Origin of the sequence: Microbulbifer sp., from assembly GCF_036563125.1 — a bacterium.
Taxonomy (GTDB): Bacteria; Pseudomonadota; Gammaproteobacteria; order Pseudomonadales; family Cellvibrionaceae; genus Microbulbifer.
In genome coordinates, this window is sequence record NZ_DATCMV010000078.1 from 1 (window position 1) to 11,781 (window position 11,781).

Sequence of the window (11,781 nt, forward strand, 5' to 3'; positions counted from 1 at the left end):
CGGCATCCAGGACGTGGACAGCGATGGCATGGTTCTGTTTGAAACCATTTACCCAGGCTGGTATACCGGGCGGATTACCCACATCCATTTCCAGGTTTTCCTGTTTAGCAGTTCGACGGCGACGGCGACTTCACAGCTCGCTTTTCCCGAAGAAATAACCCGTGCGGTATACAACTCCACACTCTATGCAGCGCACGGACAAAACACTTCGGTAGGCAGTTTTGCTGCGGACAACGTATTCAGTGATGGTGTCACCTACCAGTTGGCAGAGGTCACGGGTGACATTGAAAACGGTTATGTGGCAACACTACAGGTTGGCATCGCGGTGTAGAAAAGAAACTGCGTAGAAAATAAAAAGGCCGGCATTTGCCGGCCTTTTTATTTGGCTAGTGCGCCAACAGATAATCCGCGTGGAAGCGCAGGTGCTGCTCGATAAACGACGCAATAAAGTAATAGCTGTGATCGTAGCCTGCGTGATGCTCGATCTTCACCGGATAACCCGCGGCTTCGGCGGCAGCCTCCAGCGCATTGGGTTTCAGCTGCTGTTCCAGGAACTGGTCTTCCTCGCCCTGCGAAATCAGCATCGGCAAACGCTCGGTCGCCCGGCTCAGCAATACCGTCGCGTCGTACTCCTCCCAGGTTGAGCGGTCTTCGCCAAGGTAGGCCGCGAATGCTTTCTCACCCCAGGGGCAGGCAATGGGATTGCAGATCGGACTGAAGGCCGAGACCGAAGTAAAACGTCCGGGATTTTTCAACGCGATGGTCAGTGCGCCGTGGCCACCCATGGAGTGGCCGCAGATGGCACGGCGATCACCCACCGGAAAATTTGCCTCGATCAATGCCGGCAGTTCATCCACGATGTAATCGTACATCCGGTAGTGGGGCTTCCACGGCATTTGCGTGGCATTGACATAAAAGCCCGCGCCCTTACCGAGGTCGTAACCCTCATCGTCCGCCACATCGTCGCCGCGCGGGCTGGTATCCGGAATCACCAGCACGATGCCCAGTTCCGCGGCCATGCGCTGGGCGCCGGCCTTCTGGGAAAAGTTTTCATCGGTGCAGGTGAGGCCGGAGAGCCAGTAGAGCACCGGGAAGCGCTCATCCTTTTCCGCTTGGGAGGGCAGAAACACGGAAAAGCGCATCTCGCAGTCGAGCACATCCGAACGGTGGGTGTACTGGCACTGGGCACCGTCGAAGCACTGGGTTTTGCTGACTAGTTGCAAAGTCATCGGCACGCCTTACTTGTAGTGAATAACGCTGCGAATACTTTTGCCTTCGTGCATCAGGTCGAAGGCATCATTGATTTTTTCCAGCGGCATGGTGTGGGTGATGAAATCGTCCAGCTTGAATTCACCGGCCATGTAGCGATCCACATAACCCGGCAGCTGTGAACGCCCCTTCACCCCTCCAAACGCGGTACCGCGCCATACACGACCTGTCACCAGCTGGAACGGACGGGTGCAGATTTCCTGACCGGCGCCGGCCACGCCGATGATGATGGACTCACCCCAACCCTTGTGACAGCACTCCAGCGCCGAGCGCATGACGTTCACATTACCGATACATTCGAAGGAGTAATCCACGCCGCCGTCGGTCAGTTCAACGATCACGTCCTGGATCGGCTTGTCGTAATTTTTCGGGTTAATGCAGTCGGTGGCACCAAGCTTCTTCGCCAGTTCGAACTTGCCCTCATTGATGTCGATGGCAATGATACGGCCCGCCTTTGCCAGGCGCGCGCCGATAATAGTCGCGAGACCGATACCGCCGAGACCAAATACGGCCACGGTTGCCCCCTCTTCCACCTTGGCGGTGTTCGCCACAGCGCCCATACCGGTGGTCACACCACAGCCCAGCAGGCAGATTTCTTCCAGTGGCGCGTCCTTGTTGACCTTGGCCACGGAGATTTCCGGCAGTACGGTGTACTCGGAAAAGGTGGAAGTGCCCATGTAATGGTAGATCGGCTCGCCGTTTATGGAGAAGCGCGTGGTGCCATCGGGCATCAGGCCCTTGCCCTGGGTGGCGCGAATTTTCTGGCACAGGTTGGTCTTGCCGGATTTGCAGAATTTGCACTCGCCGCACTCGGGCGTGTATAGCGGGATCACGTGATCCCCCACCGCCACACTGGTAACACCCTCGCCCACGGACTCGACGATACCGCCGCCCTCGTGACCGAGAATTGCCGGGAACACGCCCTCCGGGTCGTCACCGGACAGGGTAAACGCATCGGTGTGACATACACCGGTGGCGATCAGCTTGATGCGTACCTCGCCCGCCTTGGGCGGCGCGACTTCCACTTCCTCAATGGACAGCGGCGCACCCGCTTTCCAAGCCACCGCCGCCTTACACTTGATGGGTTTCGCTGACATAAAAATCTCCTCTCCGGCCTCGTAGGGCAAATGTCAAAGTTGGCAGAAAGCTTAACAGATCAGGGCCGGGCTGCCTGTCACAATTACGCAAGGCGCGGTCAATTTTTACGCACCCGTGTACCATGCGAGATTCGCGCCGCGTGTATCCGCAAACGTCATTGTTGAGAACTTGGCCCGTTCCTTGCTCCTGAGAAAATAAAAGACAACAAAAGGTGCAACGACGATGAACGACCACCAGTGGCTGATGACCTCCCAGGCTCTCAATACCCTGCGCAAACTTCGCAAGCGTATCGGGGCCGAATTCGGCATCAACCTCCGCTTCTCCGATTTCGACTTCGAAACCCAGCTCGCCCACCTCAAACACCGCAGCAACGACAGCGACACCCGCAACCTGATCACGCAACTGGAAGCCCTGCGTGGTTCGCCCTTTTTGACCGGCGAAGAGCCTCCGGAAAGACTCTACCGCGGCCACCGGATTCTGCAGGAACAGGGAAGAAAAGATATTTATGAAATGATTTATGGCGAAGAGCTGGCGCTGCACGACGGCAGGGGAATACCGGCTCAACCACAAAAATTCTACCGCGGCCAACCGATCCTCAATTAAGCGCAATCCAGGCCTGCCGGGTAAAGGAAATCAGGCCCGCAGAACTTATCCTCGGGCCAACACCACCAGAGAATCCGCATCCAGGATATTTTCGATCTGATCGAGGACCTCTTCGGCGATATCCTCCAGCAACCGTTCGGTGGCCACGCGGGTGGTATCCTCGACCGTTCCGGCATCTTTCGGTACCCGGGTACTGTAGTGTGTCTGTAGCGCCAGCTCTGAAATGTCCACCGTGCCCTCTCGCAGTGCCAGTGCACCTTTCACCGTCCCCTCCAGGCGATAGTGGAACTTGCCGTAGGCAGTCATGATGCCTTTTTCCAGGTCGTAGCTGTTACGACTGACAATATCATTCATTTTCTGGCGGATGCGCACGTCAAAATTGGTGTGCAGGGTCAGCGGCGCGCCTTCGTCCACCAGATGCACCCGCTCATCGGTGAAGAAGTCCCCGAAGCGCTTCTGCACCTGCTGATTCAGGTAATCACTGAATTCCTGGCTCGCCTTTTGCCGCAATTCACCCAGGTCACCATCCCCGGAAAGGGCGAGCAGCAATTGCAGATTATTGCCTGCCAGTGGGGTGGGGGCTTCAATGCGAATCTCCACGGGCGTAACCGCCAAGCTGGTAACCGCATCACTGCCGTTATAGCCCGGCCAGACAGAGGACACCTTGGCAAGCGCCGCTGACGGCAGGCACGCGGACACCGCGAGAAACAAAAATTGAGTTTTTACCCAAACGTTGGAGAGGACAAGTCGATTCAGAGACATGGCTTTGCTCCCGAGTGCTGCAGAATTGATGGACTGGCAAAATTCTGGTGCAGGCCAGAAATGCCGGAACACTATCCCTTGCAACCTGTGGGCCATATCACAAATAAATGCGCCACACATAACAAGATCACCAGGTAATGGGCATCACCGGGTGACCTGGACTCGGGACTGAACCACTACAGTTTGCGCCGCAATGGAACAGGCGGCCTTGAATGGGGCAATAAACGCCCAGAAACCATTCAAAGCCTCAACCAAATGCCTTACTGCAGGTAACGAGCCTTCAACAGTGACAGCTCCTGGGCATCCACATCCAGTGCATGCTCGATGTAGCCTTCAACTGAGCCGTGCTGACGCTCCATTTCAGCGAAGGCACTCTCCAGCCAGGACAGCTCCACACCGAACATGGCTCCGCGAACGTCTTCCGGCAGCTGGGCCATAAACGCGTACATGCGCTTTTCCTTCTCGTTCGCGTCTTCCGGAAGTTCCATCATCTTGACGCCCGCCAGGGTCTGGTTGGACAGCATGTAATCCTGTTTCACCGTCTCGCGATCAACACCCAGCGCGGTCAGAATCAGCGCCGCGCCGATGCCGGTGCGGTCTTTGCCGGCGGTGCAGTGGAACAGCAGTGGCTCATCGTTTTCAATCAGCTTCTGGAACATGGCGCGGTAGGCCGGGGTCTGCTGCTTGACCAGGTCGGTATATCCCTTGTCCATCAATGCCACCAGATCCTTCTTGGAAAAATCCGGCTTGGCGAACACCTTGGCGAAATCCTGTTCCCAGTTCATTTCATAGTCCCACTCCAGGGTGATGGCACTGCTGCCGCGCCAGTTATCCGGCTCCTGGGTGCGCTCCTTGGTTGAGCGGAAATCGACGATAGTGGCGATATTGCGATCACGCAGATAGTCGTAATCGGTCGCGGTCAGGTTGGTGAGGATACCGGAGCGGTACATCTTGCCCCACTTTACAGTTTTGCCATCCGCGGTTGTATAACCGCCGAGGTCGCGGAAGTTGCGCCCACCTTCCAGCGGCAGCACACGCAGGTGTTCAACTTCCGCCTGTACCGCAGCGCTCTGCGCCTTGTCCGCGACCGGCGCGGTTGCAGTGCACGCGCCCAGGGCCACGGCCACAGTGGCCGCCAGAATTCCATTCATGAATTTGTTTTGCATAAATCACCTAACGAATTTTTATGTGACGGGCGGCCAGTACTTGAATGGCCGCCTGGATTTGACTTGATGTCGATTATCAGAAGTTCACACGGAAGCCGGCGAGGTAGCGGCGACCGTAGCTCTCCACCTGGTTCGGAGTGCTCTCGTCGCCGGTGTAACGCACGTCCTGCTCGTCGGTCAGGTTGTTGGCGTTGGCGTAGAGGGTGACGTCGGCACCGAATACCGACATCGGCAGGTCATAGCTCACAGACAGATCCACACGCTTCTGCTCCGCCCAGTAATCGGTCATGCCGACGTTCTCGGTGGTAGACAGCCAGGCATCACGGAACTGGTGGTTCAGACGGACGGAGAAGCCTTCCATCTCGTAGAACACCGACGCATTGAAGATGGTGTCGGAAGTACCCGGCAGGCTGTGGCGGGTTCCATCCTGGGTTTCAAACTCGCTGTCGAGCAGGGTCAGGTTGGCGCTGATACCGAAGCCTTCCATTACCGGCAGGAAATCTGCAGCCTGGGCCACGGCATTGAACTCGGCACCGCTCATCTTGCCGTTGCTGCCGTTTACGTATTGGGTGTAGATCCAGTAGTCGGCGCCCACTTCCGGCATGTAGGCATCACCGGCGATCACATCGCTCTGCGCATAGATCACATTGTCGATGCTGCGAGTAAACAGACCGGCACTCAGCAGGCTGGCGTCACCCGCGTACCACTCGAGGGAGAGGTCCGCCCCCACGGATTCCTCGGCTTCCAGCGCCGGGTTACCCGCGGTTACGCTGCTCTGAATGAAATCGACCATGTCGTCGCCGCGCCATTCGGAGTAAGTCGGGCGGCTTACACCAGTGGATACAGACATACGCAGCTTCAGGTCTTCCGCGAGGTCCACATTCAGGTGGGCGCTTGGCAGCACATTGGTGAAGCTGTCTTCAAACTTTCCGGTGGGGCCTTCGCTCAGGTAATCGGTGTTTTCCACCCGCGCACCCAGCACCAGGTTGCCCCAGTCGTAATCGGTGGTGACCATGGCGTAACCCGCGGTGATGTCCTCTTCCAGACGGATCGCCTGGGAGTCGTTCGGGGTAACTTTCAGGCCATCGACCGCAGCATCCCAGGCCGCACGCAGGCCCTTGTTGTCGTAGTAGGTAGCGCCGGAGATACCGTTGCTGAACTGGCTGTCCCAGGTTTCGCTGGTGGCGAAGTCGGCGATGTTTACCTCCGACGGGAACAGGCCGTAAGACAAGACCATGCCAAAGCCATCGGCCTCGCGGGAGTCCAGCTCAACACCGGTTTTTACCACCGCGTCGTGACCAAACATCTGCAGCTCGCGCTCTGCGTCCAGCTTGAACTTGGTTGCATCGATGGTCATTTGGGAACCGATCAGCATGCCCAGGTCAACCGCGTAGTTGACACCGTTGACGTCGATCGGAGACTGTGTGCGCGGATCGAACAGGCCGGTTACCGCCGGGTCGTACAGGTCGCTGACATCGAAGCTCGCCATCACGAAACCGCCGGCGCTGCGGGGCAGCGGCAGGAACATGTTGTTTTCGGTTTCGGTGAAATTGACGCGGGATTCGATATGCCAGTCGCCGACCGCGAAATCTGCACCCAGGGTGTTGGTGAAGGTGGAGTTTTCGTACAGGCCATACTCAAGGGAACGCCCTACCAGCGCGAACTGGTTTTCACCTACAGCACCGGTTGCCTGGGGCGCGCCAACCGCTTCGGCCGCACCAGCAAAGTCGAATACAAACTGATTGCGCTCTTCGAAATCCTGGAACTCGTTATACAGGGTGGAGACAAACACGCGCTCCAGCGCGCCGTCACCGCGGAACTCGAAGCGGCCGCCGTAAGCGCGGTCTTCGCGGGTAACCTTGTAGCTGCGGAAGTCCAGCTCGTTTACCAGCAGCTCGCCATTTTCCCCGCGCTCAATGTCGTACTCGCGGTTATCGGTGGTCTGCTCGCGGCTGTTCTCGGACGCGAACAGGGAGAAGCCGAAGTTGTCACCGGACCAGGAAGTGCGAAATGCGGATTTTTCGATATCGCCGTCACCCAGCTCCTGGTTACCCATGCCCAGGTCGGTGGACGCGGCCCAGCCGGATTTGGCAAACGGATCGAAGGTGGAGATGTTGATGTAACCGGAAACCGCATCCCCGGGCATGTCCGCCATGATCGCCTTGTTGGCGTCGATACGGCTGGTAATTACGGAGGGAAAGCTGTCGAAACGCGGTACGCGACCGTTCTCCGCACCCGGGATACTCAGGCCGTCAATGGCCAGTGAGGTGTAGCGGAAAGGCGCACCGCGGAAGTTGATGTAACGCGCCTGGCCCTGGTCGCGTTCGATAGCGAGGCCCGGTACGCGGCCGAGGGAGTCCGCCAGGTTCTGGTCGGGGAAACGGCCGATGGTGTCTGCAGAGATTACGTCGACGGTGTTGTCGGCATCGCGCTTGGCATCGATCGCGGCCTTCTGGCTGTCGCGGATCGGAGAGGCCAGCACGCTGACTTCTTCCAGTGCGGTCGCGTCGACGGCCTGTTGTGCCATGGCCGGTGCTGCGGTGCCACAGACGGACAGAGAAACCAGCAGGGCAAGTTTGTTGCGGGGCCATTTATTTTTACATTTGGTGATCATTGTTCTGCTCCAGATATGGGCTGAGTTTTCTTTGTTGCCCGCTCAAGAGGGCTCGTCAGAATGTGGTCAGGGGTTGCCCTGACCGCTTGGGGCAGATGATCGAAACAGGGAGTGACAGTTGGGTTACAGCGATGTTTTTTTCGCGGAAAAAGATATCTCTAAAAGAAAAAATCTTTTCAAATCAACAGGTTAAAATTTTCACAATAGCGGAATCGACAGCCAGGCGATAACGGTAGCGTCCGCTTTTTATGTCGCGTTCGGACTCAAACAGATAGGCTGCGGCAAGGTCTTCACCCAGTGCAGAAATCAGTTCGTCGCGGATCTTGTTGCGGTTCTGGTCCAGGGTCTTTGCGCGCAAACCGTTGTCCCGCAAATCGTTGATGGATTTGGCATGCCCCCCCTGATCCAACATCAACTCGATTAAAGAATCGGCCCCGTCCCGATCCGGGCGATTGACCGGCGGATTGAGTAGCCAGCCGTCGCCCTGCTGTCGCAGGCGGGCATACCAGAGGTAATAAAAGAACGGGGTTTTCGCCAGTTTCACGGCAATGCCGTGTACCCGGACCTGCAGCGAAGCACAATCGAATTCCAACTGTTGATCCATCGCTGCAGCGACAAGTGCCTGTTCGGTATCTCCGCCGTTACGCTGCAACGCGCGGTCAAACCACATTAGCTGGTGGTCGGTCAGTGATGCGGAAACACTGCGTGCCTGTAACGGGGAAAGGCCCCGCTGTAAAAGTTGCGCGATGCGCGCACCTTGTACGTGGGAAAGTGGTGGTGGCAGCAGCACTATTGCAGCCACCAGTAGCAGGGCGAGAAGCGACTGAGTCGCAGCCAGCAGCGGCCAGTTATATTGGCAATCCAGCGCCAGCAGCGTGCTGCGCGGTTCACTGCCAATATTCCACGACACCTGGATATCGCCGCCCGGCGCGGGGTGTTCAGCCTCAAGCAATTGGGTGACCCGCGCGGAGCAGTGGCGTACCAGCGGCAGCCCACCGACGGGAGTGAGCATGTGTAAATCCTGCTCGAGCCGCTGCGCCACCCACTGGGATAAATCGTCGTCGGTGAGCCGCGACTGCATGGCGAGAGCGAGCTTTTCCGGCAGGCTCCGGTTGAGCTGGGCAGACAGATCTTGCGCGAGCGTGCGCTCGGCCTGCCAGGTGGCGAGTGCAATAAACCCCAGGCTTAACACCAGCCACAGCAGCATATGGTGGCGATGGATTCGCTCACGGATCACAACGATCGGCCCCCTCAGCAACTCCCTCACCAACGCCTTCAAGAGTGCGCTGGCCGTGCAGGTATTCACTGGCAAAGCCTTCGAATGCCGACGCCAGTGCGCAATCAATCCCTGCAGGGCGGTGGCGGCGCACGAACAGGGTGGCGGCATGGGCGTCGCCAGAAATGAGGGTGCGCGACAGCGGAATATCCAGATCCTGCTGTACATAATCGCCGCCACTCACCAGATCGAGTTCATTGCGTGCAAACGCCTGGTACAGGCTTACCGCATCGTCAAAATAGATCAGGTTTTCCGCGCTAAAGTTGATGCCCGCTTCCTTTAGCGAAGCCAGTGGCAATAAATAGAGGGTGTGGCTGAGCTTGTCGTTGAGCAGCCCGATGCGCTTGCCGTGAAAGTATTCCGCGGTCAACTCAGGCGCGGCGCCGCGACTGAACCAGTACACGCGGTAGTGGTCGTAGCGCATCAGGGACTGGTAGAAGTCGCCGTACTCGGGCACCAGCCCCGCCATGGTGTGCCCGCGACTCCAGATCAGGTCGTAGGACTCGCTCAGAATTTCTTCTGCGCCCAGACGCCCCCGTGGCTTCCAGGAAACCAGGACCGAGCCGTAGTGCCGGCGTATTTCCGGCGCGGCGCACAGGCGGTCGGCTATTTCCCGTGCACGCGCAGAGGAAACCAGCAGCACGGAAAATTCCGCGCTGTTCGCTGCGTTACCGGTATCGCACCGGTAGACGTGGTAATCCCCAAGCGCCGGCGCAACTATCCGTTGGCTCGAAATCCACAGGCACACTGCTACGCCCGCGGCCAACAGCAGCCCCAGCGCGACCCAGTGTACGTTGCGGTTTGCGAGAAATAGCGGAGTCATCGGCAGCGTGTTTAACCGTCATTGAACGCCAGTCTATGTACGATTCATGACAAACCGATGACCCCGCGACGACACCGGATCAGTGGTGCGCGGACACCGCCGTGGCGTAGCGCTGGCAGGACTCATCATTTACCGCATGGGCAATGTCACCCATGCTCAACATCCCCACCATTCTGTGCGCGCCGTCGATCACCGGCAGCCGCCGTATATGCATTTGCTCCATGTGATCGATGGCCTCCTGCATATTTTCATCGGCGTAGCAGTACTCAATGCCCTCGGTCATCACATCCCCGGCGGTCATTTCACGCATGTCCCCGCCCTCGGCAAGTCCGCGGCAGACGATATCGCGGTCGGTGACCATGCCAATCAGGCGGTCATTTTCACCTACCGGGATGGCGCCCACGTCGTGATCCCTGAGCAATTGCGCCACTTTCCACAGCGGGGTATCCGGCGTGCACCAGGTGACACCCCGGTGCATGGCTTGTTCTACTTTCACAGTACACCTCCCGTCCTTTCGGATCTGTTCTCTGGTATGGGTCTCTTACAGGTCTCGGCTAGAGAAATGATAGTGACGCCGACCACTGAGAGGCCAACCAGCACCGCGGCTACGGACCTGTTGGCATACGGCCTACCATTGAGAGGTACGACTCAGCAAAAACAGAGGTATACGGCCATGTCAAAAGCCTGGGTTCTGGTAGCCAACCATACTCATGCCCGCGTATTCGAAGCGGAAAAACGTGCGGGTTCTCTGCAGGAAATAGAATCTCTGGTTTACCCGGAGGGGCGTATGAAGGGGCACGAGCTGATCAGCGATGCCCCCGGGCGCGCCTTCGACAGCAACGGTCAGGGTCGTCACGGCATGGCGAAACCCACGGATCTGCGCAAGGAAGGCGCGCGCAAGTTCGCCCGCGATATTGCTCACACCCTGGAGCGCGGGCGTCAGGAAGGCCGCTTTGACCGCCTGTACATCGTCGCCGATCCGTCAATGGCCGGTAGCCTGCGTTCGTCCATGAGCACACCCTGCCTGGCCACCATCGCCGGCGAGTCGCGCAAGAACCTCACCACCTGCGACAGCGAGGAAATCCGCGCACACCTGCCCACGTGGCTGTAAGCCCCGCCCCCAATCGCCACCCGCAGTGCCTGCGGGTGGCGGCAATTGATTTGTTGTCACTGGCCTGACACCATGCCCCACACTCCCCGGGCCAAGCCCCGGCGCAAACCTGACGACCAAGGAAGCGGTGATGCTGAGACTGTTTGAAACCCGGCGCGGCAAGATCAAAGAAACCTATGCGGGCAGCGATTACCACAGCCAGCCCCTGGCCGACGCCGCCTGGATCGACCTGCAGGATCCTGAAGACGACGAGCGCGACCTGCTGGAACAGCTGCTGCGTACGGAGCTGCCGGAATCCGACGACGTGGACGAGATCGAATCCTCCGCGCGCTACTTTGTGGATACCGCCGGTATCCACGTGCACTCCCTGTATCTGACCCAGAGCGAAGGTCGCCACGACACCGCCACCGTCGCCTTCATTCTGCAGCCCCAGCGCCTGATCACCGTGCGCGAGGCCGAACTGGCGGATTTCCGCCTGCTGCGCATGCGCGCCCGCCGCAACCAGGTGGAGGCCCACAACGCGCAGGAACTGCTGATCCTGCTGTTTGAACAGAAAGTGGAAAACCTCGCCGACGCGCTGGAAGACAACTACCTGAAACTCGGTGAGGTCAGCCACCTGGTACTGGAAGAGGAAGAGGCAGACCTGGAAGACGCCATCGACCATCTCGCCAAGCTCGAGGACTCCAACGGTAAAATCCGCCTGTGCCTGATGGATACCCAGCGCTCCATCGCCTTTCTGCAGCGCCACCTGAAAGACGACCCGGAACTGCGCGAGGACTGCTGGGGCATTCTGCGCGACATCGACACCCTGATGTCCCACACCACCTTCCTGTTCGAAAAGATTAACTTCCTGATGGATTCCACCCAGGGCTTCATCAATATCGAGCAGAACAAGATCATCAAGATCTTCTCCATCGCCGCGGTGGTTTTCCTGCCGCCGACCATGGTGGCCAGTATCTACGGCATGAACTTCGAACATATGCCCGAACTGCAGTGGCTGCTGGGCTACCCCTGGGCACTGTTGCTGATGCTGATGGCGGGCATGGCGCCCTACCTGTA

The 11,781-nt window shown here is 58.4% G+C and carries 12 protein-coding genes; 4 read left to right on the forward strand and 8 right to left on the reverse strand.

Translation table 11 applies throughout. The annotated features are described in order from the left end of the window. A partial coding sequence (locus tag VIL80_RS06240) for a peptidase associated/transthyretin-like domain-containing protein (protein WP_527250108.1) occupies positions 1-331 on the forward strand: 331 nt, incomplete at its 5' end. A gap of 55 nt (positions 332-386) precedes the next feature. Here VIL80_RS06240 and fghA read toward each other — a convergent pair. Continuing rightward, the gene (gene fghA, locus VIL80_RS06245) at positions 387-1,229 is read right to left on the reverse strand and encodes an S-formylglutathione hydrolase (protein WP_349257176.1); all 843 of its coding nucleotides are present in this window, start codon (positions 1,227-1,229) and stop codon (positions 387-389) included. Between the two features lie 9 nt (positions 1,230-1,238). Beyond that, positions 1,239-2,366: an S-(hydroxymethyl)glutathione dehydrogenase/class III alcohol dehydrogenase gene (locus VIL80_RS06250; protein ID WP_332035282.1), complete on the reverse strand. Its 1,128-nt coding sequence runs from the start codon at positions 2,364-2,366 to the stop codon at positions 1,239-1,241. A 223-nt stretch (positions 2,367-2,589) separates the two neighbouring features. Here VIL80_RS06250 and VIL80_RS06255 point away from each other — a divergent pair, with 223 nt between their 5' ends. Then, positions 2,590-2,970, forward strand: a complete 381-nt coding sequence (locus tag VIL80_RS06255; RefSeq protein WP_332035283.1) for a hypothetical protein — start codon at positions 2,590-2,592, stop codon at positions 2,968-2,970. A gap of 45 nt (positions 2,971-3,015) precedes the next feature. Here the strand turns inward: VIL80_RS06255 and VIL80_RS06260 are convergent, their stop codons facing one another. The 6 genes from VIL80_RS06260 to VIL80_RS06285 form a co-directional block, all read right to left on the reverse strand. Then, a complete protein-coding gene (locus VIL80_RS06260) occupies positions 3,016-3,732 on the reverse strand; it encodes a hypothetical protein (protein ID WP_332035284.1) in 717 nt (238 codons plus the stop codon). 260 nt (positions 3,733-3,992) lie between these two features. After that, complete coding sequence (locus tag VIL80_RS06265) at positions 3,993-4,898, reverse strand: tyrosine-protein phosphatase (RefSeq protein ID WP_332035285.1); 906 nt, start codon at positions 4,896-4,898, stop codon at positions 3,993-3,995. A 76-nt stretch (positions 4,899-4,974) separates the two neighbouring features. After that, the gene (locus VIL80_RS06270; protein ID WP_332035286.1) at positions 4,975-7,512 is read right to left on the reverse strand and encodes a TonB-dependent receptor; all 2,538 of its coding nucleotides are present in this window, start codon (positions 7,510-7,512) and stop codon (positions 4,975-4,977) included. 181 nt (positions 7,513-7,693) lie between these two features. Then, the gene (locus tag VIL80_RS06275) at positions 7,694-8,749 is read right to left on the reverse strand and encodes a hypothetical protein (RefSeq protein WP_332035287.1); all 1,056 of its coding nucleotides are present in this window, start codon (positions 8,747-8,749) and stop codon (positions 7,694-7,696) included. Then, positions 8,739-9,611 (reverse strand): hypothetical protein, encoded by an 873-nt coding sequence (locus VIL80_RS06280; RefSeq protein ID WP_332035288.1) that lies wholly within the window; start codon positions 9,609-9,611, stop codon positions 8,739-8,741. Before VIL80_RS06280 ends, VIL80_RS06275 begins: the two co-directional genes overlap by 11 nt. 79 nt (positions 9,612-9,690) lie before the next feature. Next, the gene (locus VIL80_RS06285; RefSeq protein ID WP_332035289.1) at positions 9,691-10,107 is read right to left on the reverse strand and encodes a CBS domain-containing protein; all 417 of its coding nucleotides are present in this window, start codon (positions 10,105-10,107) and stop codon (positions 9,691-9,693) included. A gap of 177 nt (positions 10,108-10,284) precedes the next feature. Here VIL80_RS06285 and VIL80_RS06290 point away from each other — a divergent pair, with 177 nt between their 5' ends. Next, entirely contained in the window at positions 10,285-10,722 is a 438-nt protein-coding gene (locus VIL80_RS06290) for a host attachment protein (RefSeq protein ID WP_332035290.1), read from the forward strand. A 130-nt stretch (positions 10,723-10,852) separates the two neighbouring features. Next, positions 10,853-11,781 (forward strand): magnesium/cobalt transporter CorA (gene corA, locus VIL80_RS06295; RefSeq protein WP_332035291.1); only part of this gene is annotated, 929 nt, incomplete at its 3' end.

What these genes read in the sequence shown, in the direction of transcription:
- VIL80_RS06255 (WP_332035283.1), top strand. Translation starts at nt 2,590, where the DNA reads ATGAACGACCACCAGTGGCTGATGACCTCCCAGGCTCTCAATACCCTG.
- VIL80_RS06260 (WP_332035284.1), bottom strand. Translation starts at nt 3,732, where the DNA reads ATGTCTCTGAATCGACTTGTCCTCTCCAACGTTTGGGTAAAAACTCAA.
- VIL80_RS06270 (WP_332035286.1), bottom strand. Translation starts at nt 7,512, where the DNA reads ATGATCACCAAATGTAAAAATAAATGGCCCCGCAACAAACTTGCCCTG.
- VIL80_RS06250 (WP_332035282.1), bottom strand. Translation starts at nt 2,366, where the DNA reads ATGTCAGCGAAACCCATCAAGTGTAAGGCGGCGGTGGCTTGGAAAGCG.
- VIL80_RS06280 (WP_332035288.1), bottom strand. Translation starts at nt 9,611, where the DNA reads ATGACTCCGCTATTTCTCGCAAACCGCAACGTACACTGGGTCGCGCTG.
- fghA (WP_349257176.1), bottom strand. Translation starts at nt 1,229, where the DNA reads ATGACTTTGCAACTAGTCAGCAAAACCCAGTGCTTCGACGGTGCCCAG.
- VIL80_RS06290 (WP_332035290.1), top strand. Translation starts at nt 10,285, where the DNA reads ATGTCAAAAGCCTGGGTTCTGGTAGCCAACCATACTCATGCCCGCGTA.
- VIL80_RS06265 (WP_332035285.1), bottom strand. Translation starts at nt 4,898, where the DNA reads ATGCAAAACAAATTCATGAATGGAATTCTGGCGGCCACTGTGGCCGTG.